This is a genomic window from Ancylobacter sp. TS-1 (assembly GCF_009223885.1).
Classification (GTDB): domain Bacteria; phylum Pseudomonadota; class Alphaproteobacteria; order Rhizobiales; family Xanthobacteraceae; genus Ancylobacter.
Window position 1 is genome coordinate 3383088 of record NZ_CP045144.1, and the last position, 22356, is coordinate 3405443.

The window sequence follows — 22356 nt, forward strand, 5'->3', positions numbered from 1 at the left end:
GTGTCATGCTGAGTTCACGCGGCACGGCAAAGGGCAGGCTGGGGCTGGCCACCTGCACCGCGCTGGTGGTCGGCAACATGATCGGCTCGGGCGTGTTCCTGCTGCCGGCCTCGCTGGCCCCCTACGGCCCCATGGCCCTCGCCGGCTGGGTCGTCACGGCGATCGGGGCGATCACGCTCGCCATCATGTTCGGCCGGCTCGCCCGGCTGGTGCCGAGGACGGGCGGGCCCTACGCCTATACGCGGGCCGGCTTCGGCGAGTTCGCCGGCTTCCTCATCGCCTGGGGCTACTGGATCGCGCTGTGGGCCGGCAATGCCGGGGTCGCCGTCGCCTTCACCGGCTATGTCGGCCACTTCGTGCCGGGCGCGGCGAGCGGCCTTCCCGGCCTTGCCGTCGGCCTGGCCGCGCTGTGGACGCTCACCCTCGTCAATATGAGGGGCGTGGGCACCGCCGGCATCGTCCAGCTGGTGACGACGGTGCTGAAGCTGCTGCCGCTGCTGGCGCTCGTCGCCGCCGGAGTGGCGGTGATCCAGCCGGCCCATTTCACGCCGCTCAATCCGGCCGGCGCCGATCCGCTGGCCGCCATCGCCGCCTGTTCGGCGCTGACGCTCTGGGCCTTTCTGGGGCTCGAATCGGCGACCGTGCCGGCGGGAGACGTGGTCAATCCGGGCCGCACCATCCCGCTCGCCACCGTGCTCGGCACCAGCTTCGCGGCGGGGCTCTACATCCTCGTGACCCTCGTCGCCTTCGGGACGGTGCCGCTGGCGGCGCTCGGCGCCTCCACCGCGCCGCTGGCGCTGGTGGCCGAGCATCTGTGGGGGCCGGTAGGCGGCTTCGCCATCGCGGCGGGCGCCATCGTGTCGACCTTCGGCACGCTGAACGGCTTCACCCTGCTGACGGGGCAGGTGCCCTACGGCGCCGCGCGCGACGGCACCTTTCCCGCCTTCCTCGGCGAGACCGGGGCGTCCGGGGCGCCGGTGAACGCGCTCGTCGTCTCCAGCCTGCTGTCGAGCATCCTCATCGCGATGAATCTCAGCCGGGGCCTGGTGGAGCAGTTCACCTTCATCATCCTGCTGGCGACGCTGACGAGCCTCGTTCCCTACATCTTCTGCGCCCTCGTCGAGCTGGTGCTCTACGCCACCGACCCCATCCGCTACCGCCCGCCGGCACGCCTCGGCGGCCTCGTCGCCCTCGCTGCCATCGCCTTCGTCTTCTCCATCGGCGCCATCTACGGCGCGGGCGCCGAGGTCGTGTTCTGGGGCTTCCTGCTCCTTATGAGCGGCCTTCCCGTCTTCGTCTGGATCAAGCGCCACAACCTCGCTTCCCGCGCCGCGCCCGCGCTGCGGCACGGGCCCGCACGCCTGCCCCCCAAGGAGATGCACTAATGTCCTTCAACCTCAGAAACCGCTCCCTGCTGACCGTGCAGGACTACACGCAGCGCGAGTTCCAGTACCTGCTCGACCTCGCGCGCGACCTCAAGCGGGCCAAGTACTCCGGTACCGAGCAGGAGCATCTGAAGGGCCGCGAGATCGTGCTGATCTTCGAGAAGACCAGCACCCGCACGCGCTGCGCCTTCGAGGTGGCCTGTCACGATCAGGGCGCGCATGTGACCTATCTCGATCCGGCCGGTTCGCAGATCGGCCACAAGGAGTCGTTCAAGGACACCGCCCGCGTGCTCGGGCGCATGTTCGACGCCATCGAGTATCGCGGCTCCTCCCAGCACGGCGTCGAGCAACTGGCCAAATATGCCGGCGTGCCGGTCTATAACGGCCTGACCGACGAGTATCACCCGACCCAGATGCTCGCCGACGTGATGACCATGCGCGAGCATTCCGACCGGCCGGCGCATGAGATCAAATACGCCTATGTCGGCGACACCCGCTCGAACATGGGCCACTCGCTGATGATCGTGGGCTGCCTGATGGGCATGGATGTGCGCATCGCCGGCCCGAAGAAGCTCTGGCCGTCGGACGAGTTCGTCGCCGTCGCCCGCGCGCTGGAGAAGAAGTACGGCGCCACCCTCACCATCACCGACGATCCGCAGGCGGCGGTGAAGGGGGTCGATTTCATCCACACCGATGTCTGGGTCTCCATGGGCGAGCCCAAGGAGGTGTGGGCCGAGCGCATCGAGCTGCTCAAGCCGTTCCAGGTGAACGCGGCGCTGATGAAGGCGAGCGGCAATCCGCGCGTGAAGTTCATGCACTGCCTGCCGGCCTTCCACGACACCGAGACCGCAGTGGGCAAGGACATCGCCGACAAGTTCGGCATTCATGACGGGCTGGAAGTCACCGACGAGGTGTTCGAGAGCGAGGCCAACGTCGCCTTCGAGCAGGCCGAGAACCGGCTGCACACCATCAAGGCGCTGCTTGTCGCCACGCTGGGGGAGTGAGGGCGATGCTCATCGTCACCGCCCTGGGCGGCAATGCGCTGCTGCGGCGCGGGCAGGCGCTCACCGCCGAGAACCAGCGCGAGAACGTCGCCATCGCCGCCCGTGCGCTGGCGCCCGTCGCCATGGAGCACACGCTCGTCGTCGGTCACGGCAACGGGCCGCAGGTCGGCCTGCTGGCCCTGCAGGGGGCGGCCTATGACAAGGTCGAGACCTACCCCTTCGACGTCCTCGGCGCGCAGACCGAGGGCATGATCGGCTACATGATCGAGCAGGAGCTGGGCAACCTGCTCCCCTTCGAGCGGCCGCTGGCGACGCTGCTGACCATGGTCGAGGTCGACGCGGCCGATCCCGCCTTCGCCAACCCGACCAAGTTCATCGGCCCGATCTACACGAAGGAGGCGGCCGACCGGCTGGCCGCCGAGAAGGGCTGGGTCTTCAAGGCGGACGGGGAGAGCTGGCGGCGCGTCGTCCCGTCCCCCAGCCCCCGGCGCATCTTCGAGCTGCGCCCGATCAAATGGCTGCTGGAGCGCAACACGGTCGTCATCGCCGCCGGCGGCGGCGGCATTCCGACCATGTACGCGCCCGGCGAGCAGCCGGGCGGGCGGCGGCGCCTTGTCGGCGTCGAATGCGTGATCGACAAGGATCTCGCCACCGAGCTGCTGGCGCGCGAGCTCGATGCCGACCTGCTCGCCATCCTCACCGATGTCGACGCGATCTATGTCGACTGGGGCACGCCGAACCAGCGCGCCATCCGCAGCGCCTCGCCGCAGGCGCTGGCCGGGCTTGCCTTCCCCGCCGGCTCGATGGGTCCGAAGGTCGAGGCGGCCTGCCGCTTCGCCACCGCCACCGGCAAGCGCGCCTGCATCGGCTCGCTCAAGGACCTCTCCGCCATGATCGCCGGCACCGCCGGCACCACCGTCACCACAACGGCGGACGGAATCGTCTTCGCCGGAAAAAGCACCGAGGGAGCATCGTCATGAGGCAGTTCGGCGTTCATTCCGAGGCCGGCGTGCTGCGGACCGTGATGGTCTGCCGCCCCGGCCTCGCCCACAAGCGGCTGACCCCCGGCAATTGCCGCGAGCTGCTGTTCGACGACGTGCTCTGGGTGCAGGAGGCGCAGAAGGAGCACTTCAACTTCTGCAACAAGATGCGTGAGTTCGGCGTCGAGGTGCTCGAGTTCCACGACCTGCTGGCGCGCGTCCTGGAGATCCGGGAGGGGCGCGACTGGGTGCTCGACCGTCGCATCACCGCCAACCATGTCGGCAACGGCATGCTGGAGGAACTGCGGGCCTGGCTCGACGAGATGCCGGCCGCGAAGCTCGCCGAGCACCTTGTCGGCGGCATCGCCCGCTTCGAGCTGCCCTTCGCGCCCAAGGGCATGTTCGGGCGCTATCTGGAGCCCACCGGCTTCGTCATCCCGCCCGTGCCCAACACGCTGTTCACGCGCGACAATTCCTGCTGGATCTATGGCGGCGTGTCGCTGAACCCGATGTACTGGCCGGCGCGGCGGCCGGAGACGCTGCTGGTCGCCGCCATCTACAAGTTCCACCCGGAATTCCGGCATGGCGACTTCAAGGTGTGGTGGGGCAATCCCGACGAGGATTTCGGCCCCTCGACGCTGGAGGGCGGCGATGTCATGCCGGTGGGCAACGGCACGGTCTTCGTCGGCATGGGCGAGCGCACCACGCCGCAGGCGGTGGGCCAGCTGGCGCGCGCCCTGTTCGCCGGTGGCGGCGCGACGCGCCTCGTCGCCTGCCAGATGCCGAAGTCGCGCGCGGCGATGCATCTCGACACCGTGTTCACGCTCTGCGACCGCGACGTCGCCAACATCTTCCTGGAGGTGTGCCAGCAGATCACCTGCTACAGCCTGCGGCCCGGCGACAATGACGAGGGCGTCGACTACACGGTCGAGACCCGGCCCTTCCTCACCGAGGACGGCACCGGCGTTGCCGCCGAGGCCCTCGGCCTGCAGAGGCTGCGGGTCGTCACCACCGGCGGCGACAGCTACGAGCAGGAGCGCGAGCAGTGGGACGACGGCAACAATGTCGTCGCTCTCGCCCCCGGCGTGGTGGTCGGCTACGAGCGCAACTCCTACACCAACACCAAGCTGCGCAAGGCCGGCGTCGAGGTCATCACCATCGAGGGCGACGAACTCGGGCGCGGGCGCGGCGGCGGCCACTGCATGACCTGCCCGATCTTGCGCGACCCGCTTCAGTAGGAGCGGACGGCCGGTATGCGCGCCGCCGGTTCGGCGGCCTGCGGCGAGACGGGGAAACCCGCCTCGCGCGCGCCCTCGATCAGCCGTGCGCGGTCGGCGGCATCGAAGTTGCGATCGTCGAGCTCGGCGTCGAAGCGGGCGAAGAAACCGGGCCGCATCCGGAGGAACGCCTCGCGACTGGCGGCGGTTTCGGCAGCGAGGCCGTTGCGCGCGAAGATGAGCGCCGCCACGAAATGGTAGATCGGGAAGTGCTGCAGGTCGGAACGGCGGATGAGGGTCAGCGCGCGCGGGTCGTCGCCTTCGAGATAGGCGCCGAGCGCCAGCAGGCCGGCATAAAGCCCGGTGGCGCCGGGATTGCGGGCCATGGCCTCTTCCATCATTGCCATGCCGCGCCGGTGCTGCCCCGCCTGCATGAGCCGGCTGCCATACTCGCCGAGCAGTTCGGTATCGTCCGGGTTGAGCCGGTAGGCCTGCGCGCCGATCCTGAGCGCCTCTTCGGGCTGGCGGTTGAAGAACAGCGCGGTCATCAGGGCCTGCAGGCCGCGCACATTCGTCGGATCGATCTGGATGGCGCGCCGGGCGGCCGCCAGCGCCCGCCCGGCCGGCGGCGGGGAGGCGACGCGGTTGAAGCCGAACCTGTCCTCGTCCAGATACATATAGGACAGCATGGCCCAGGCGGTGGCGTTGTCCGGGTTGTCCGCCACGCTGCGCAGCAGGCAGGCGCGCACCGGCGCATGCATCGCCGCGCCGAGGTCGCTGCGGTAGCGGTAGAAGTCCAGCGCGCATCGGTAGTGGTCCGCGCCCCCGGCCGACGCGGTGCCGAGCTCGGCGGGAACCCCGGCGCGGAACAGCACGCCGTAGGGCTGCGCCACGGCATCGGCGATGCGCGAGGCGATGTCCTGTTCCACCGCGATGGTGTCGGTTGCCGCGAGGCTGATATCGTAGGTGTCCGACCACAGGATGGTGCCGCTGGCGCGGTCGATGAGCCGGCCCGTGATGCGCAGGCGCTGCTCGTCCGCGCGCACGCTGCCGTCGAGCAGGTACTGGGCCGCCGGCCAGCCTTCCCGGTCCGCCGCTCCCGCGCCGTCGGGCGCGATCACCCGGATTTCCCGAAAGCGCACGAGCCGGGTCTTCAATTCCTCCGCGATGGCCGCCGCCCGCAGCCCGAGGTTTCCGCCGCCGCCAAGATCAGTGAAGGGCAGCAACAGAAGCGTCGGCTGGCTGGCGATGTTTCCCGCCATGGCGGTCTCCGCCCGTTCGTTCCATGTGCTCACTCCCACCAGGACGAACAGGCTGGCGATGACAGCGCCGGTGAGCGTCCAGCGCCAGTGCCGTCGCCACAGGCCATTGCCGCGTGGGGGCATGGCCGGCAGGGGCGGGGAGCGGGTGGGCCCGTCGCCGGCCGGACGGGCCGGACCGGCCGCGTGGGCGCGGTAGAAGAAATGGGGCACGTAGGCGCCCTTGGGAATCTCGATGCCCACCGGGTCGTCGCGGCCGGTGGTGAGGTAGTAATATTCGAGTTCCCGCCGCAGCCGGCCCGCCTCGATGCGCACCACGGGGTCGAGCTGGGGATCGAAAGCGGCGTCGCGCCCCAGCACTTCGATGCCGATCGAATAGGCCTTGATGCGATCCTGACGGCCCTGCAGCGTTTCTTCGACGATGTAGGCGAGGAAATCGGCAAGGCGGCAGGACCGCCTCAGCTCCGGGCTGGCGAGGATGCGCTCGACCTGGTGCTGGACGTCTTCCGCCGGGGGGCAAGACGGCGACGCCTCCTCCTGCTCACCCGATAGCGGCTTTCCGTCCATCTCGCTCATCGCGCGCCCCCTGCGCCAGAGTCGGCAGAGCCGGCACAGTGGGGAAGAAACTCGTCAGCGCCTTGTGCAATATCAAGCAGCACTGCTGACGCGAGTGGTCCGGGGGGAGGCGGTTCGGGCGCTTAAATGCACCGGGCGGAGTCGCAATCCTGCGGCCGGTGTCTCAGCTACTCGCCATTTGAGACGGCATCCATTGCACCATACGGGCGGTTCGTACGTATTACATAGGTCGCACCCGCACGGACCCGTCGGATCGACGCGCCGCATTCGCCCAACTGCCGCACGGCCACGCACGGGAGCTTGTCTTGAATCGTCGCGAAACCCCGCTCGATCCGCTTGTCGCCCTCTACGAGCCGATCCAGCGACATCGCGGAGCGCCGTTCGTCATCGCCCAGCTCGGCCAGTCGCTCGACGGGCGTATCGCCACGCCCACCGGGAAGTCCCGGGACATCAACGGCTGTTCCGGCATGGATCACCTGCACCGCCTGCGCGCGATCGCGGATGTGGTGGTGGTCGGGGTCGGCACTGTCCTGGCCGACGACCCCCAGCTGACCACGCGGCGGGTTCCGGGCCGCAGCCCGGCCCGCGCCGTCATCGACCGCACCGGCCGGTCCTCGCGCGGGTCCCGATGGCTGCAGGCGGATGGCTGCCGCCGCATCGTGTTCTCGGAGAATGCGGAGGGGTGGCCGGACGACGTGGAGCGGATCGGCCCCGACCACGATCCCGACATCTTCGAGCCGGACCGCCTCGTTGCCGCGCTGGCGGCGCGCGGGCACCGGATCATCCTGATCGAGGGTGGGGCTGCGACGATCTCGCGCTTCATCGATGCCGGGCGGGTCGACCGCCTTCATATCTGCCTCTCGCCCATCATTCTCGGATCGGGACGGCCGGGCCTCGACCTCCGGCCCATCGACGATCTCGACGACGCGCTACGCCCGGCGGCGCAGTCCTATCTCCTCGACGACGGCAACATCCTCTATGATTGCGACCTTCGCAGCGCGCCCGAGGGAGGCACCGATGCCGCTGGCGGATGAAGGCGCTCCGACGGCCGGAACATCGGCCCGCTACAGCCTTGCGGCGCGGCGGCTGCACTGGATCGTCGCGGTCCTCGTCGCCTGCATGATCCCGCTTGGCCTGAATATGGTCGCCCGTGGCGAGGCGACGAACTTCGACGCGACCACCGGGTCGCTCTACAGCCTGCACAAGCTGACGGGCTTTCTCCTGCTGTGGCTGGTGGTCCTGCGCGTGCTGGTGAGGCTTCGGCGCGGCGCGCCGGCGCCGGTGGCGACGCTCACGCCGTTCGAGCGCCTCGCCTCGCGCGTGGTGCATGGCGCGCTCTACGCGCTGCTGCTCGCCGTGCCGCTGCTCGGCTGGGCCGGCGTCTCCGCCTATCCCGCGCTCGACGTCTTCGGGCTGTTCAGTCTTCCGGCGATCCTGCCGCCCGACGAGGCGCTGGCGAACCGCCTCTTCAGCGTGCACGGGCTGCTCGCGTTGACGCTCGGCGTGCTGGCGCTGGCGCATATCGCGGCGGCGCTGCGCCATCGCTTCATCAAGCGCGACGGCGTGCTCGCGCGCATGTGGCCGCCGGGCTGACGCGTTCGGCGCACAAGGCGGTCAGGCGACGGCGAAGGTATCGCGATGACCGATCGTCGTCCGTGCTCCGGCCCGGCTTTCGGCCCAGTCCGCGAAGACCTCACGCGCATCCGGCTCGATCTCGCCGGCGGCGCGGGCGAAACCCTCGGTGAGGCGGGCGATCAGCCCGGAATCCCGCTGAGTCAGCTCCCACGGGCTGTCACCGGAAAAGGTGGAGTAGCCATGGCGCGTCAGGATGCCCGCCAGCGCCTCGCCGGCCTCCGGTCCCAGCGCCGGCCCGAAGCCCTTGTCGCCGCGCTGGTGCCGGTTGAAGGCGGCGACCACCCGCGCGTCAAGTGCGTCGGCCGGCTGCCAGCGGGCGATGCCGTCATAGTTCAGCACCGAATAGAGCGGCACGCGCCGCGGCGCCAGCGCGGCGACGAGACGCTCCAGCCAGTCCCGCGAGACGAGATCGAACAGCGCCGCCGCCGTCACCAGCCCGGCGCCCTCGCCTCCGAAGTCGAGGTCGCGGCGCGTGAGATCGGCGCCTTCGAAGCGAACATCGATCCGCAGTTCGTCCTTGTGCAGTTCGAGGCCGCCGGCGGTCGCCTGCGCGCGGTCGGCCCAGTCGGCGAGCTGATGCCGCGCCGCGTCCAGCAGGGCGCCGTCGCCGTCGATCAGATGCCAGTGCTGGCGCGCGGGCAGCGACGGCGCCAGCGCGCGCAGATTGGAGCCGGTGCCGCAGCCGAGATCGACCACGGCGAGCGAGGGGAGCCCGGCGAAATGCTCGCGAACCCGCGCCGCGAGTCCCGCGTTCCGGGAGGCATGGTCGACCGGCTCGCGCAGCGCCAGCCAGTCGGCGTCGAAGCCGCTCATCGGGCGATCTCCCGCAGGGCGTTCATGACGGTGGCGGCGGTTTCCGGCCAGCCCGGGAGCGATGCCGCGTGCTCGCGCGCATTCCGCGCCAGTTCCCGCCGCCGCGCCGGCTCGCGCAATAGCGTGCCGAGGGCCCCGGCAAGCGCGGCGGGGTCGTTCGGCGGAACCAGCACGCAGGCGGCCGGCGGCAGCGTGTCGGGAATGGCGCCGGCCCGGCTCGCCACCACCGGGAGCCCGTGGGCGATGGCTTCGGTCAGGGCCATGCCGTAGCCCTCGAAAAGCGACGCCGAGACGAACAGGTCGGCGGCATCGAATTCGCGCGCCAGAGCCGGCTCGGAGATCGCCCCGGTCAGCATGATGCGGTCGCCGAGCCCGTGCGCGGCGATGTGCTGCCGCAGCCGGCGCGTCTCCTCGCCGTCGCGGTCGCTCGCGCCGACGATGCGGCAGGACCAGTCCAGCGCGGACAGTGCGGCCAGAGCCTCGACCAGCACCCCATGCGCCTTGCGCGGTATCACCGCGCCGACCGCGAGCAGCCGCGGCGGGGCGCCGGTGCCCCGGGCGGGCGGGCGCGGATCGGTGCCGGGAACCGCGACGACGAGCCGGTCGCGCGCGACGCCATAGTCCCGTTCCAGCAGCCGGGCGGTCGAAGGGCTGGTGACGATGACGGCGGCAGCCAGCGCCAGCGCCGCGCGTTCGCTGGCCGCCAGCCCCGCGCGCTGGCGCTCATCGAGGCCGGCCTCCAGCGCCAGCGGATGGTGGACGAGAGCCGCGATGGGACGACGCAGACCGCTCAGCAGCGCCGCCGGCAGGGCGCCCATGGCGAGCCCGTCGATCAGCACCGCCTGTCCGGCCGGCAACGCCCCGAGCCGCGCCGCGCTGGCGGCGATCTCCTCCGGCGAGGGAAAGGGAAAGCCGTCGGGCAGGGCGACATGTGTCACCGCGCGGCCGGCGCGGCGGCATTCGGCGATCAGCCGCCGGTCATAGCCATAGCCGCCGGTGGCCAGTTCGATGTCGCCCGGGATGGCGAAGGCGAAACCGCTCACCTGCCGCTCCTCAGCCGGGCCGTCCTTCATAGCTCGCCCGCGCGAGGTCGGTTTCGTGAAGGGTGACGCGGATCTTCGCGAGACCTTCCCCCTCCGCGCCCAGCGCCCCGCTGCGGGCGGCGTCGGCCATGGCATCGAAGATGTGCCGCGCCAGAAATTCGGTGGTGGTGAGCTTGCCGGCGAAGGCGGGCAGCGCGTCGAGGTTCTGATAGGCCAGCGGCTTCAGCGTCGACGCCAGAACCTCCAGCGCGGCGCCGATGTCGACGACCACGTTCTGCGACGTCAGCTCCTCGCGGAAGAAGGCGACATCGACGACGAAGGTCGCGCCGTGCAGCCCCTGTGCCGGCCCGAAGAACGGGTCGGGCAGCGAATGGGCGATCATGATGCGGTCGCGAACCTCGACACAGTACATGGCATTCCTCATCGATAATCGAGCAGGATCGCCAGTGCGTCCTCCTCGCGGGTCAGCAGGTGCGGCAGCCGGTCCGCCGCCTGCGCGAACGGGACGACATGGGTGATCAGGCGGTCGAAGCGCGGATCGCCGAGCAGGTCGAGCGCCTTGGCGAGCCGGCGCGCATGCGGCCAGCGCGGCCTGCGCAAAGGTGATACGGCGCCGACCTGCGAGGCGATCAGTTGCAGGCGGCGACTGTGGAAGGCACCGCCCAGCGGCACCGCCGGCGCGCGGTCGCCATACCAGCTCACCTCGACGATCCTCGCCTCGATCCCCCCGGCCGCCAGCGCCGTCGCCAGCCCCGCCGCGCTCGCGCTGGCATGAAAGACGATGTCGGCATCGTCCCGGACGGCATCCGGCAGGGCGAAGGCGGCGCCGAAGCTCTCGGCCAGCGCCGCCCGGTCCGGCCTCACATCCACCAGAGTGACGTCCGCGCCGGGCAGCGCGCATGCAAGCGCGGTCAGCAGCAGGCCGACCACGCCGCCGCCGACGATCACGATGCGGTCGCCCGGACCGGCCCCGGCGTCCCACATCGCGTTGAGGGCGGTCTCCATATTGGCGGCCAGTGTCGCGCGCTCCGGGGGAATGCCCTCGGGCACCGGCATCGCCGCCGCTAACGGCAGGTCATAGTGGTCCTGATGGGGGTGCAGCGCGAAGACGGTGTGCCCGATCCATTCCGCCGGCCCCGCCTCGACGACGCCGACGCTCTGATAGCCATATTGGACGGGGAAGGGGAAGTCGCCCTTCTGGAACGGCGCCCGCATGCGCTGGTGCTCGCCGGCCGGCACACCGCCTTCCAGCACGAGGCGCTCGGTGCCGCGACTGATGCCGGACACGATGGTCCGGATGGTCAACGCATCGGCCGGCCGTTCGCCGAGCGGAGCCTGCCTCAGTTCATAGCGGCCCGGCGCCGCGCACCAGAGCTGCCGCGTGGGCCTGTCACAGGTTTCCGGCATGGCTGATCGCGTTCCCTGGCCGCTTCACGACCTTCTTAACAGCCGCCGGCCGCCCTTTGGTCCACAAAGTGGTGAACCTCTCGACGCGGGGCTGCGTATCATTCCCACGCAGCGCCCAGGGATAGCTGGGGCCGCGCAGCGGGACGATGCCATGAGCCTGGACGAGAAGATTGCGGACGGCCTGTTCACGGGTGCGGACGCGGCGGAACGGTGCGTGCCGACCGGCGTGCAGTCGCTGCGCGAGCTTCGCCGGCGCCGCGCGCTGGTGCTGGGGCTGAACGCGGCGACCTATGCCGGGTTCGTTGCGCTGTTCGCCTATCTGCTCGCCCATGGCGGCTTTACGCCGCTGGACGGGTTGCTGCTTCTGGCTTTCGGCCTCTCGACCCCCTGGACCATTCTGGGCTTCTGGAACGCGGTGATCGGCCTGTGGCTGCTGCACGGCCCCGGCGACCCCCGGCGGTCGGTCTATCCCTTTGCCGGCAAGGCGTCGGACGACGCGTCGATCACCGCGCGCGTGGCGGTGGTGATGGCGCTGCGGAACGAGGATCCCGAGCGCGCCTTCGCCCGGCTGCGCACCATGCGCGCCGAGCTTGACCGCAGCGGCGAGGGCGAGCGTTTCACCTGGTTCATTCTCTCCGATACGACCCTCGACGCCGTCGCCGGGGCGGAGGAGGCCCTGTTCCGGGCGTGGCGCGAGGAACTCGGGCCGTCGCCGCGTCTGCACTATCGCCGCCGCAGCGACAATATCGGCTTCAAGGCCGGCAATATCCGCGACTTCGTCGATCGCTGGGGTGACGAGCACGAGCTGATGCTGGTGCTCGACGCCGACAGCCTTCTCGGCGCGTCCACCATCCTGCGCCTCGTGCGGATCATGCAGGCGAACCCCATGCTCGGCATCCTGCAGAGCCTCGTCGTGGGCATGCCGTCGCGTTCGGCCTTCGCGCGCATCTTCCAGTTCGGCATGCGGCACGGCATGCGCTCCTACACGATGGGCGCGTCGTGGTGGGCGGGCGATTGCGGCCCCTATTGGGGGCATAACGCGGTGATCCGCATCGCGCCCTTCAGGGCGCATTGCGCGCTGCCCGTGCTGCCGGGCAGGGGGCCGCTCGCCGGGCATATCCTCTCGCACGACCAGATCGAGGCGGTGCTGATGCGCCGCGCCGGATACGAGGTCCGCGTGCTGCCGGAAGAGACCGAGAGTTACGAGGAGAACCCGCCGCACCTGACCGAGTTCACGCGGCGCGACCTGCGCTGGTGCCAGGGCAACATGCAGTACTGGCGCCTGCTCGCCATGCCCGGCCTCAAGCCGATGAGCCGGTTCCAGATCGCCTGGGCGATCCTGATGTATGTCGGCGCCTTCGCCTGGGTCCTCTTCATGGTGCTGGCGACGCTAAAGGTGTTCGACGTCGAGCGCGCCGACACGCCGTTCCCCGCCGGCCTCGGGCTGACGCTGTTCGCGGTCACCTTCCTGATGAGCCTCGCGCCGAAGCTCGCCGGCCTGCTCGACGTGCTGCTGCGGCCCGACGAACGGCGCCGTTATGGCGGCGCCGGCCGGGTTCTCGCCGGCGCGCTGCTGGAGTTCCCGTTCTCGGTGCTGCTGGGGCCGGTGGTCGCGTTGCGCATCGCGATCTTCATGGTCGGCCTCGCCTTCGGGCGGACCGTGACATGGGAGGCGCAGGCGCGCGACGCCGAGCGCCTGTCGTGGCGCACCGCCTTGCGCGGGCTGTGGCCGCAATTCCTTTTCGCCGTGCTGATGGGGGGCGTCCTCTACGCCTTCGCGCCCGCCGCGCTGGTCTGGGCAGTGCCGGTTCTGGCGGGCCTGCTCGGCGCCGCGCCCTTCGCCGTGCTCACCGCCGAGCCGGCCGTGGGGCGCTGGCTCGCCCGGCGCGGACTGTGCGCGACGCCGGAGGAGCAGGTGCCGCCGCCATGCCTCGCGGCACAGGACCCGGCGGGCCGGCCGGCACCGGCCGCGGCCTGAGCCTCGACGGCCGGGTGGGCCTTCCCGGGATACCCACCGCTCTCGCTTGCGGCATTGTTGCGTGCGGCTCAGCTGTTGTTAGTCTGCAAGCATTAGAACGGTCGCGCCCATGCGGGCGTTGCGACATTTCCCCGAAAGACCCTCCATGAACACCGAAGGCGTGTACGGCCTGTGGGACGCGCTGTCCGATTTCGAGGCCAACCAGTTCGCGGCGGCGGCGGCGCATCTGATGTCCTCTCTCTGCACGGCGACGAGCGCCTGGAACGCGACCTGGGCCGGGGCTGTGCGCATGCCCGATCCGGCGGCCGACGATCCGCTCCAGGGGTGGCGTGTTGCCGCAGTCCAGGCGCTGCACCCCGTTCCCCCGCATCCGGGAGACGAGCATTTCAAGGCCATTCTGGAGGTCTGGGAACGGCGCGAGATCGACCCTTCCTTCCTGCTGCCCATGCGCGGCGTGGGCACGTTCCGCACCTATTCCTTCCGCCGGGAGCTTCCCGCGTCGTGGTTCGAAACGCCGTTCTATGAGCGCCACTATGGTTCGGTGGGTACCCATGACGCCGTGTTCGTCGCCTTTCCGCTGAACGACGACTGCGAATCGCATTTCGGCTTCTATGCCGGCCGGACCTTCACGGATGCCGAGATCGCGCTGCTGGAACAGGTTCTGCGCGGCATAAAGTGGTTTCACCGCCAGCTGATCCTGAGCCACGGCCTCATGATGGCCACCTCGCCCCTGACCGCGACCGAGCGGCGCGTGCTGCACCTGCTGCTTACCAAATCCTCGGAGAAGGAGATTGGCAGCCGGCTCGACATGGCGACGTCCACCGCGCATCAGCATGTCACCCGCATCTACCGCAAGTTCGGCGTGCGCAGCCGGGCCGAGCTGATGAGCATCTGGCTCAACCGCGCCGGCTAGGGCCGTTGCCGGTTCGCGGCTTGGCCTGACGCGGAGCCGCGCGTGCCTGCCGCTCCGATCCCATCCCCTATTTAGAGGACATGAACCTCCGCAGCCTGTCGCCTAACCTGCCGGTAACGGCGTTGGAGTCCCGGCGCGAGAGCATTCTCGGCTGGGTGGCCGCATGGGGGGGTGATGTCGTACAGCGGGCGGGAGCGAAAGACGCAGCGTGACGAGGCGTGCAGCGGCGGTCCCGTGGCCGGGGCCGGTCCGCTTACGACGGATGGATCCGCGCTTTTCCGTGCTTCCCCCGTCCGCACCCGCGCCGTGGCGCTGGGAAGCGTGTCGCCTCTCGTCCTGTGCATGCTCGCCGGCACCCTCGTCGCCTCTCCCGCCGGCGCGGAGACATTCGGCGGCTACGGCGGCAATGGCGGCGTGGTCAGCGCCGCGCCAGCTTTGGGCGGCGCTTATGGGATGGATGGCGAGGATGGTTCCGAATCCTCAGATGAGGGTGTCCCCAATTACAACGGCGGCGGCGGCGGCGGCGCGGGCACCTTGGTGGGAGGGGCCGGCGGAGAAGGCGCCGATGCCCCGGATGACGGCGGTTTTAGACGCGGCGGCGGCGATGGTGGCGACGGCGGTCATGCCGGTTCGGTCCAGAGCACCGATGCGACGCTCGATCCGGGTGTCGCCGGGATTTACGGCACGGATGGCGGCGACGGCGCCAACGCCTCCAGCGGTTTCATCTCCGGCAGCCAAGTCGGCGCCTCCGGCGGCGGTGGCGGCGGCGGCGGATACGGCATCTACGGAGAAGGCAGCATAGGCCTCACCTTGTCCGGAAGCGGTGTCGTTTCCGGCGGCAAGGGTGGCAAAGGCGGGCAAGCCGGCTTGGGTGGCGAGTGGGGCAGGGGCGGCGACGGCGGCGACGGTGGCATCGGCGTCTATTTCGATTCGGCGTCGGTCCTCGACAATCAAGTCACGATCATTGGCGGCAAGGGCGGAGATGGCGCCGACGGCATCTACGGCTCCGACGGCGCGGCTGGCGGTGCCGGCGTATACGGCCTGTCCGGCCTGACGCTCAACAACAGCGGCACCATCACTGGCGCGGGCGGGGGAAAAGGCGGCGAGGGCAGGTTTGGTGATGGCACCGTCGGGGCCGGCGGGGTGGGCGTGTTCGGCGCCGACATGGACATCACCACCAGCGGCGGCATCTCCGGCGGTCTGTTCGGCGACGGCGAGACGCGCGCGGCGGCCATCCTGTTCGTCAGCGGCGCCAACAGCCTGACGCTGCAGGAGGGCTGGAGCCTCACCGGCGATCTGGGCGTGAACAACTTCGGCAGCTCGCTGACCTTCAAGCTGGACGGCATAGACGCCGATGTGTCGAACACCATCACCGGCCAGGGCCGTGTCATCGTCGACGTCGGGCCGCAGGTTCTGACGCTGTCGGGCGTCAATACATACAAGGGCGGCACGACCATATCCTCCGGCACGCTGAGCGTGGCGAGTGAGGAGGCGCTGGGCGACGGCGTCCATCTCAACATCGGCGCGCCGGTGAGCGGCGTGACCGGGCTTTCCGAAGCGGCGTCCTCCCTCTCGTCGGCCATCTCCACCTATGCGAGCGCGCCGACTGCAGAGAACGCGGCGGCGCTGGCAGCGGCGCAGGCCAGCTACCGGCAGGCGATCAGCGAGGGACAGGCCAGCGGCGAGATGCCGACCCTGCAGATCACCGGGTCGGTATCGCTCGACCCTGCGACCGACAGCGCGATCGCGATAGCGGGAGGGAAGGCAGGTGCGATCCGCCTGGAAGGCGCCGATGCCGGGCTGACGATGCAGGGTTTCACCAGCAGCATGTCCGGCAGTGCCATCATGGTCAACAGCGATAGCGTGCTCGATCTCGGCTCCGGTGAAGGCCAGACGCAGGGCTATCTCTTCAGCGGGAATAGCGCCAGCGGGGCAGGCGTGCTCCAAAATTTAGCTGGAACGGTGAGCATCGCCGGCGCGACCTTCAGCAACAATCAGGCGGCTATTTCTGGTGGGGCCATCCAGAATAGGGGCGTCGTGACACTGTCCGACAGCACTTTCAGGGGGAACTCCGGCTACTTCGGCGGGGCCATCAGCCAGGATGGCACCCTTCTCGTCGAACGCAGCAGCTTCATGGGCAATGACGCCCAGTTGAATGGCGGAGCGATCTACGTCGCGGGCGGGTCCACCACGTTCATCGCAAGCAGCTTCTCCGACAACAGCGCGGGAGATCGGGGCGGCGCGATCTTTGTTGACGGATCATCCGGCGCCGTCGTTGTGAGCATCGTCGACAGCGATTTCACCGGCAACAGCGCGAGGTCGGCGGGCGGCGCGATCGCGATGCAAGGCGGCACGCTGAACCTGATGGTCAGCGATGGCTCAAGCAGCCTGTTCTCCGGCAATACGCTCGGTGGTCAGGCGTCGGCGATCTATGTCGGGACCGAGGGGGGCACGGCGTCCGCGCTCAATGTTGGCACGGGTACAGGGGCGCTGCTCGACATGCGCGACCCGATGAGCGGCAGCGCCAGCAACCTCACCAACACGGTGGCGAAGACCGGGGCCGGCACCTGGGCGCTGGGCGGCGCGAATGTCTTCGCCGTGTCCGGCACCGGCGCCACCGACTTCTCGGTGTCGGAAGGCCGGCTCTACCTCTACGCGGCCGGCGAGGTCGACAACCCGACCACGCTGGATGAGGACGCCGTGGTCGGCGCCGGCACGCTGCAGCTCGACGGTGCGACTTCCAGCTTCACGGTCGGGGCCGACGGCACGCTGGTCGCCGGTGGGGCGAACAGCGTCACGACGGACGGCAGCATCAGCTTCGAGGACGGCGCCACGCTGCGCGGCGGCAATGCCGATACCGCCATGGGCGGTGCCGACCCCACCTTCATGGAGAAGGGCGGCGCCACCTCGCTGACCCTCGCCGCCACCGGCGGCATCACGCTGGAGGGCACGCTCAACGTCGCGGCGCTGGGCGCCGCCGACAGCTTCACCCTTAATGGCGCGCTCGGCGGCGAGGACGGCGCGCTCGCCAAATCCGGCGCCGGCACGGTGATCCTGACCAGCGCCAGCACCTTCGCGGCGGGAACGACGATCTCCGCCGGCACGCTGGCGCTCTCGGGAAGCGGCGCCCTCGCCGCCACCGGCGCGCTGACGCTCTACGGCGCGACCAGCGTGTTCGACATCTCCGATGCCGACGGCGCGCGCAGCATCGGCACCCTGTCCGGCGTCGCCGGCTCCTCGATTGTGCTCGGCGACAATGATCTGACGTTCGGCGGCAGCATCGACACCACCTTCGCCGGCAGCTTCGCAGGCACCGGCGGGCTCACCAAGGCCGGTGCGGGCGCGGTTGCCTTTTCCGGCAACAGCGCCGCCTTCACCGGAACCACGAGCGTCACCGCCGGCCATCTGGCGGTGAACGGCACGCTGGGCGGCACGGTCGAGGTCGGCACCGGCGCCAGCCTCGGCGGCACCGGCAGCATCGGCGGGCTCAAGGTCGGCGCGGGCGGCACGCTCGGCCCCGGCAACTCCATCGGCACGCTCACCGTCGCCGGCAACGCCGTGTTCGAGACCGGATCCACCTTCGCGGTGGAGGTCGACGCCGTGTCCGCCGACCGCGTGAGCGCCACCGGCAGCGCCACCATCGAGGCCGGCGCGGCCATCGACGTCGAGCTGGACGGCGCCTATCGGCTGGGCGCCCGCTATACGCTGATCAGCTCCTCCGGCCTCACCGGCCGCTTCGAAACGGTGACAGGCGATGTCGGCGCGGTCTCGGCCTTTTTCACCGCCGATCTCGTCTATGACGCCGCCGCCGGCGCGCTCTATCTCGATGTCGCTCAGGCGCGCAGCTTCGCCGACGCCGCCCGCACGCCCAACCAGTTCCGCACCGCGAACGCACTGAACAGCCTGCCGGTCGGCAACCCTCTGTTCCAGGCAGTGGCGCTGCTGCCGGACGAGGCCAGCGCGCAAGCGGCCTTCACCGCGCTCTCGGGCGACGTCAACGCCACGGTGCGCGGCCTGTTCGTGGAGAACAGCACCTTCACCCGCCGGGCGATGATCGACCGCCTGCGCGCCGCGCAGGGGGCGGTCGGCGCCTCCACCGCGCCGGTGATGAGCTACGCCCCCACGGGTGCTCCCGCCGGCAGCGCGGGGGCCGCGATCGAGGCGATGACGCTCAAGGCCGCGCCGGCCACCACGAGCGGCCCGGTGCTGTGGGGGCAGGGCTACGGCGCCTGGACCGATCTCGACGGCAGCACCAACGCCGCCGGCCTCACCTCCGACACCGGCGGCTTCCTTATCGGGCTCGACACCGCCCTGTCCTCCGGCTGGCGGCTCGGCGTGATGGGCGGCTATGGCTACACCAGCTTCGATTCCGGCGGACGCGATGCTTCCGGCTCCTCCGACGACTGGATGGTCGGCGCCTATGCCGGCCGGCAATGGGGCGCGCTCGCCCTGCGCACCGGCCTCGCCTATGTGTGGCAGGACGTGTCGAGCTCCCGCACGGTGAGCCTGCCCGACCTCGCCGAGACCTTGAAGGCCGACTACACCGCCGGCACCTTCCAGGCCTTCGGCGAGCTTGGCTACTCGGTGGAGACCGGCTTCGCCGTCCTCGAGCCCTTCGCCAACCTCGCCTATGTGAGCCTCCACACCGGCGGCTTCAGCGAAACCGGCGGCAGCGCCGCGCTCACCGTGGCGAGCGAGAACACCGACACCGCCTTTTCGACGCTGGGCGTGCGGCTGGCGCGCGAGATCGCGTTCGGTTCGCTGGAGGCGACTCTGCGCGGCACGCTCGGCTGGCGCCACGCCTTCGGCGACGTCACGCCGGAACTCACGCAGAGCTATTTCGGCTCCGCGCCCTTCACCGTCACCGGCGTGCCCATCGCCGAGGATGCCGCGCTGGTCGAGGCCGGGTTCGACCTCGCAATGTCGCCGGCCGCCACCCTCGGCATCGCCTATGCCGGCCAGTTCGGCGATGGCACCACCCAGAACGGCCTGAATGCAACGATCAAGGTCGCGTTCTGAGCCACGACCCAAAATATGGAAACGCAACGTGAAGGCTTTCCGGCGCCAGCCCGTGTGCCCAGGCTGACCGTTGCAATCGGGACGGCATGCGAGACCCTTCACAGGCGCCGACGTTCACGACCTCCCCCGAGACGCGGGCATCCGCGGCGATGAGCTTGCCAGCCGGGCCGCGCACCGGCTATCTCTGCTCGACAAGACGCTGGCGTGCGTATGCGGGGGGCGCAATCCCGTCGGACAGCAAGGCGTGGGAATCATGATCGCGGACCGCAGGAATGCCGATCTCGGCAAGATGGACGGGGACGCTCTGCCCGGGCGTCGGGCGGGGGTTCTCGACCGGCGGACATTTCTGGTCGGCTCGATGGCCGGTCTCGGCGGACTGGCGCTGGCCGGTTGCGCGGCACAGGACGGCATGAGCCTCGCCGAGGCGCAGAAAGTCTACGGACCTGTGCCCGATAAGAAGTTCGAGATCCCGGCCGTCGATGTCACCAAGGTCGATCGGAAATACTACCGCCGGACCGTACGCTACGAGACCGAGGAAGCCCCGGGCACGATCATCGTCGATCCCGGCCACTTCTATGTCTACCGGGTCGAGGGCGACGGAACCGCCACCCGTTATGGTGCGAATGTGGGGCGCGACGGGTTCCGGTGGAGCGGCGACGCCTATGTCGGGCGCAAGAGCGAGTGGGCGACCTGGACACCGCCCAAGGAGATGATCAAGCGCCAGCCCGAGGCCGCCAAATACGCGCGCGGCATGCCGGGCGGTCTCGACAACCCGCTCGGCGCCCGCACGCTGCATCTCTACCAGAACGGTGTCTACACGCTCTATACGATCTATGCGACCAGCGATCCGGAGACGATCGGCTCGGGCATCACCAGCGGCTGCGTCGGCCTGCTGAGCCAGGACATGATCGACCTTTATGACCGCACGCCGGTCAAGACCAAGGTGGTCGTCCTGCCGGCATAGGAACGGCCCGCCGTGTGTCCGCCGGAGGCGGCACAAAGATCAGGCCCGTCCCGGAAACCTGCCACTGAGCCGCGATGGGCTCCGGAAGGTCCCCGCTTCGACGGCGGGGCGACGCGGGTTTCCAGCTTTCCGCGACCGGACGCGATGTTGCCGTCCGCCTGGGGCACAATGACTGCCGCTGGCTTGAGTCTTTCGCGACCTTGGCAAGCCCGAGCGTTGTCCTGGAAAAGGTCGAGCCGCTACCAGAGGGCGTGGCGGGCACGCAGGTCTTCAACCTGCTCGGCGGTGAGCGGAGAGGTGAGGCGGTTTTGCAGCAGGAGGAAAAGCCGCGCCGTTTCCTCGAGTTCCTCGGTTGCGTACATCGCGTTCTCGAGACTGCTGCCGGCGACCACCGGGCCGTGATTGGCGAGCAGAAGGGCGTGATGCGTGCCGGCAAGTGCCTCGCAGGCATAGGCAAGGCTTTCGTCGCCCGGCGGGTGATAGGGCACCAGCGGCAGGCGGCCTACCCGCATGACGTAATAGGCGGTCAGCGGCGGCAGGCAGTTGGCGGGGTCCAGCCCGCACAGGCAGGACACCGCGACCGAATGGGTGGAATGCAGGTGCACCACGGCGCGGGTTCCGGTGCGCGCGGCGTACATCACACGGTGGAGGAAGGCTTCCTTGGTCGGCGGGTCGCCGCCGATATGGCGCCCCGCCGCATCGAGCCGGGAAAGCCGCGCCGGGTCGAGTTCGCCGAGCGAGGCGTTGGTCGGCGTCATCAGCCAGCCGCCATCGTCGAGGCGGCAGGAAATATTGCCGGTGGAGCCGAAGGTTAGGCCGCGACGGAACATGGACGCGCCGCACTGGCAAATGCGTTCGCGCAGGTGGTTTTCCGTGTTCACGGGCGCATTCCTCTCACCGCAGCATGTCCCACGCCTTGAGGAAGAAATCCTCGGCGCCGAAATTACCGGACTTCAGCGCCAGCGCGACCGGCGGACCGGAGAGGCTGACGGTCCACGGCACGCCGGGGTCGATCTCGGGGCCGATGCGCAGCACCTTGATGCCCAGCGCGCCGACGACCGCGCCGGCCGTCTCGCCGCCGGCGACAATGAAGCGGCTATAGCCGCGTGCCGGCAATGAAGCGGCCACCTCCGCGAGCAGACGCTCCACGATGTGGCCCGCCGCCTCGGTGCCGAGTCGCTCCTGCACGGCGCGCACCGCGTCCGGCTCGGCGCTCGAATAGACCAGCGCCGGACCCTCGGACGGGGTTGCCGCGAGCCAGTCCAGCAAGGTGTCCGCCGTAACCGAACCGTCGGCGAGAGCCATCGGATCGAGCTGCAGGGACGGGATGCCGGCGGCGATCGCGCGCGCCACTTGCCCGCGCGTCGCGGTCGAGCAGGAACCGGCCAGAATGACCGACCGGCCGGGCGGAGCCGTGATGGTGACGGGCGGCGGCGTCAGGCGGGGAACGAGGCCGCGCGCGAGATAGGCGTCCGGCAGGCCGAGGGCGATCCCGGAGCCGCCGGTGATCAGCGGCAGGTCGGCGATGGCCTCTCCGAGATGGCGCAGATGCTGGTCGCTGATGGCGTCGAGGATCAGGGCGCGCCGCCCGGCCGCCGTCTCTCGCGCAAAGGCGGTCGTCACAGCTTCGGCGCCGGCATCGACGTCGGAATAGCCGACCAGCCCAACCTTCAGCGCGGTCTGGCGCTGAAGGACCCGGCACAGATTGGCGTCCCGCATCGGGGTGAGCGGATGATCCTTCATGGGGCTCTCGTCGATCGGCAGGCCGTTGACGAAGAGATAGCCGTTGTAGATCGACCGGCCCGCCCGCGGGAAGGCGGGGCAGAAGACGGTGAACGCGCTGCCGGTGAAATCCAGCAGCGCCTCTGCCACCGGACCGATATTGCCGCGGTCCGTGGAATCGAAGGTCGAGCAGTATTTGAACATCAGCCGGCGGGCGCCGAGCGCGCGCAGCGAGGTGGCGGCAGCCAGCGACTGGGCGACCGCCTCGGCGGGCGGGTTGGTGCGGGATTTCAGCGCCACCACCACCGCGTCGACGTCGCCGACATCGAGGTCGTCGTCCGGCAGGCCGTTGATCTGCACCGTGCGCAGGCCCTCGCGGGTGAGCATGAGCGCCAGATCGGTCGCGCCGGTCAGGTCGTCGGCTACACATCCAAGCAGCAT

General features: G+C 69.9%; 17 protein-coding genes. 10 read left to right on the forward strand and 7 right to left on the reverse strand.

Features of this window, described 5'->3' with window-relative positions; translation table 11 throughout:
• Positions 1-5 precede the first annotated feature (5 nt).
• From GBB76_RS15840 to GBB76_RS15855, 4 genes are read left to right on the forward strand one after another with little or no spacing between them, the layout of a single operon-like run.
• On the forward strand, positions 6-1385 hold the full coding sequence (locus GBB76_RS15840; RefSeq protein ID WP_152304197.1) for an amino acid permease: 1380 nt from the start codon (positions 6-8) through the stop codon (positions 1383-1385).
• Positions 1385-2389 carry an ornithine carbamoyltransferase gene (locus GBB76_RS15845; protein ID WP_152304198.1) on the forward strand — a complete coding sequence of 335 codons (1005 nt, stop codon included), beginning with the start codon at positions 1385-1387 and terminating at the stop codon, positions 2387-2389. The genes GBB76_RS15840 and GBB76_RS15845 overlap by 1 nt, the downstream gene beginning before the upstream one ends.
• A 5-nt stretch (positions 2390-2394) precedes the next feature.
• On the forward strand, positions 2395-3369 hold the full coding sequence (gene arcC, locus GBB76_RS15850) for a carbamate kinase (RefSeq protein ID WP_152304199.1): 975 nt from the start codon (positions 2395-2397) through the stop codon (positions 3367-3369).
• On the forward strand, positions 3366-4607 hold the full coding sequence (locus GBB76_RS15855) for an arginine deiminase (RefSeq protein ID WP_152304200.1): 1242 nt from the start codon (positions 3366-3368) through the stop codon (positions 4605-4607). The genes arcC and GBB76_RS15855 overlap by 4 nt, the downstream gene beginning before the upstream one ends.
• Here the strand turns inward: GBB76_RS15855 and GBB76_RS15860 are convergent.
• The gene (locus tag GBB76_RS15860) at positions 4601-6421 is read right to left on the reverse strand and encodes an adenylate cyclase (protein ID WP_152304201.1); all 1821 of its coding nucleotides are present in this window, start codon (positions 6419-6421) and stop codon (positions 4601-4603) included. The genes GBB76_RS15855 and GBB76_RS15860 overlap by 7 nt on opposite strands.
• A 305-nt stretch (positions 6422-6726) precedes the next feature.
• On the opposite strand from GBB76_RS15860, the gene GBB76_RS15865 reads away from it, so the two are divergent.
• Both GBB76_RS15865 and GBB76_RS15870 read left to right on the forward strand, forming a co-directional pair.
• Positions 6727-7455: a RibD family protein gene (locus tag GBB76_RS15865; protein WP_152304202.1), complete on the forward strand. Its 729-nt coding sequence runs from the start codon at positions 6727-6729 to the stop codon at positions 7453-7455.
• Complete coding sequence (locus GBB76_RS15870) at positions 7439-8014, forward strand: cytochrome b (RefSeq protein ID WP_152304203.1); 576 nt, start codon at positions 7439-7441, stop codon at positions 8012-8014. Before GBB76_RS15865 ends, GBB76_RS15870 begins: the two co-directional genes overlap by 17 nt.
• Positions 8015-8035: 21 nt before the next feature.
• On the opposite strand, the gene GBB76_RS15875 is transcribed toward GBB76_RS15870, so the two are convergent.
• From GBB76_RS15875 to GBB76_RS15890, 4 genes are read right to left on the reverse strand one after another with little or no spacing between them, the layout of a single operon-like run.
• On the reverse strand, positions 8036-8869 hold the full coding sequence (locus GBB76_RS15875) for a trans-aconitate 2-methyltransferase (protein WP_152304204.1): 834 nt from the start codon (positions 8867-8869) through the stop codon (positions 8036-8038).
• Entirely contained in the window at positions 8866-9912 is a 1047-nt protein-coding gene (locus GBB76_RS15880; protein WP_152304205.1) for a glycosyltransferase family 4 protein, read from the reverse strand. Before GBB76_RS15880 ends, GBB76_RS15875 begins: the two co-directional genes overlap by 4 nt.
• 10 nt (positions 9913-9922) lie before the next feature.
• Positions 9923-10324: a 6-carboxytetrahydropterin synthase gene (locus GBB76_RS15885; protein ID WP_152304206.1), complete on the reverse strand. Its 402-nt coding sequence runs from the start codon at positions 10322-10324 to the stop codon at positions 9923-9925.
• An 8-nt stretch (positions 10325-10332) separates the two neighbouring features.
• Positions 10333-11319: a zinc-binding alcohol dehydrogenase gene (locus GBB76_RS15890; protein ID WP_152304207.1), complete on the reverse strand. Its 987-nt coding sequence runs from the start codon at positions 11317-11319 to the stop codon at positions 10333-10335.
• A 151-nt stretch (positions 11320-11470) separates the two neighbouring features.
• On the opposite strand from GBB76_RS15890, the gene mdoH reads away from it, so the two are divergent.
• From mdoH to GBB76_RS15910, 4 genes are all read left to right on the forward strand, one after another.
• Positions 11471-13297, forward strand: a complete 1827-nt coding sequence (mdoH, locus tag GBB76_RS15895; protein WP_152304208.1) for a glucans biosynthesis glucosyltransferase MdoH — start codon at positions 11471-11473, stop codon at positions 13295-13297.
• A 145-nt stretch (positions 13298-13442) separates the two neighbouring features.
• Positions 13443-14210: a helix-turn-helix transcriptional regulator gene (locus tag GBB76_RS15900; protein WP_162375618.1), complete on the forward strand. Its 768-nt coding sequence runs from the start codon at positions 13443-13445 to the stop codon at positions 14208-14210.
• A 321-nt stretch (positions 14211-14531) separates the two neighbouring features.
• Complete coding sequence (locus tag GBB76_RS15905) at positions 14532-19229, forward strand: autotransporter domain-containing protein (RefSeq protein WP_152304210.1); 4698 nt, start codon at positions 14532-14534, stop codon at positions 19227-19229.
• A 253-nt stretch (positions 19230-19482) separates the two neighbouring features.
• The gene (locus GBB76_RS15910) at positions 19483-20193 is read left to right on the forward strand and encodes a L,D-transpeptidase (protein ID WP_152304211.1); all 711 of its coding nucleotides are present in this window, start codon (positions 19483-19485) and stop codon (positions 20191-20193) included.
• 239 nt (positions 20194-20432) lie between these two features.
• Here the strand turns inward: GBB76_RS15910 and otnC are convergent, their stop codons facing one another.
• The gene (gene otnC / locus GBB76_RS15915; protein WP_152304212.1) at positions 20433-21074 is read right to left on the reverse strand and encodes a 3-oxo-tetronate 4-phosphate decarboxylase; all 642 of its coding nucleotides are present in this window, start codon (positions 21072-21074) and stop codon (positions 20433-20435) included.
• A 13-nt stretch (positions 21075-21087) separates the two neighbouring features.
• Positions 21088-22356 (reverse strand): 3-oxo-tetronate kinase, encoded by a 1269-nt coding sequence (gene otnK / locus GBB76_RS15920; protein WP_152304213.1) that lies wholly within the window; start codon positions 22354-22356, stop codon positions 21088-21090.

Bases quoted from the DNA above. Each gene is read 5' to 3' on its own strand.
- GBB76_RS15840 (WP_152304197.1), top strand. From the start codon at position 6: ATGCTGAGTTCACGCGGCACGGCAAAGGGCAGGCTGGGGCTGGCCACC.
- GBB76_RS15845 (WP_152304198.1), top strand. From the start codon at position 1,385: ATGTCCTTCAACCTCAGAAACCGCTCCCTGCTGACCGTGCAGGACTAC.
- arcC (WP_152304199.1), top strand. From the start codon at position 2,395: ATGCTCATCGTCACCGCCCTGGGCGGCAATGCGCTGCTGCGGCGCGGG.
- GBB76_RS15855 (WP_152304200.1), top strand. From the start codon at position 3,366: ATGAGGCAGTTCGGCGTTCATTCCGAGGCCGGCGTGCTGCGGACCGTG.
- GBB76_RS15860 (WP_152304201.1), bottom strand. From the start codon at position 6,421: ATGAGCGAGATGGACGGAAAGCCGCTATCGGGTGAGCAGGAGGAGGCG.
- GBB76_RS15870 (WP_152304203.1), top strand. From the start codon at position 7,439: ATGCCGCTGGCGGATGAAGGCGCTCCGACGGCCGGAACATCGGCCCGC.
- GBB76_RS15875 (WP_152304204.1), bottom strand. From the start codon at position 8,869: ATGAGCGGCTTCGACGCCGACTGGCTGGCGCTGCGCGAGCCGGTCGAC.
- GBB76_RS15885 (WP_152304206.1), bottom strand. From the start codon at position 10,324: ATGTACTGTGTCGAGGTTCGCGACCGCATCATGATCGCCCATTCGCTG.
- GBB76_RS15890 (WP_152304207.1), bottom strand. From the start codon at position 11,319: ATGCCGGAAACCTGTGACAGGCCCACGCGGCAGCTCTGGTGCGCGGCG.
- mdoH (WP_152304208.1), top strand. From the start codon at position 11,471: ATGAGCCTGGACGAGAAGATTGCGGACGGCCTGTTCACGGGTGCGGAC.
- GBB76_RS15900 (WP_162375618.1), top strand. From the start codon at position 13,443: ATGAACACCGAAGGCGTGTACGGCCTGTGGGACGCGCTGTCCGATTTC.
- GBB76_RS15910 (WP_152304211.1), top strand. From the start codon at position 19,483: ATGATCGCGGACCGCAGGAATGCCGATCTCGGCAAGATGGACGGGGAC.
- otnK (WP_152304213.1), bottom strand. From the start codon at position 22,356: ATGCTGCTTGGATGTGTAGCCGACGACCTGACCGGCGCGACCGATCTG.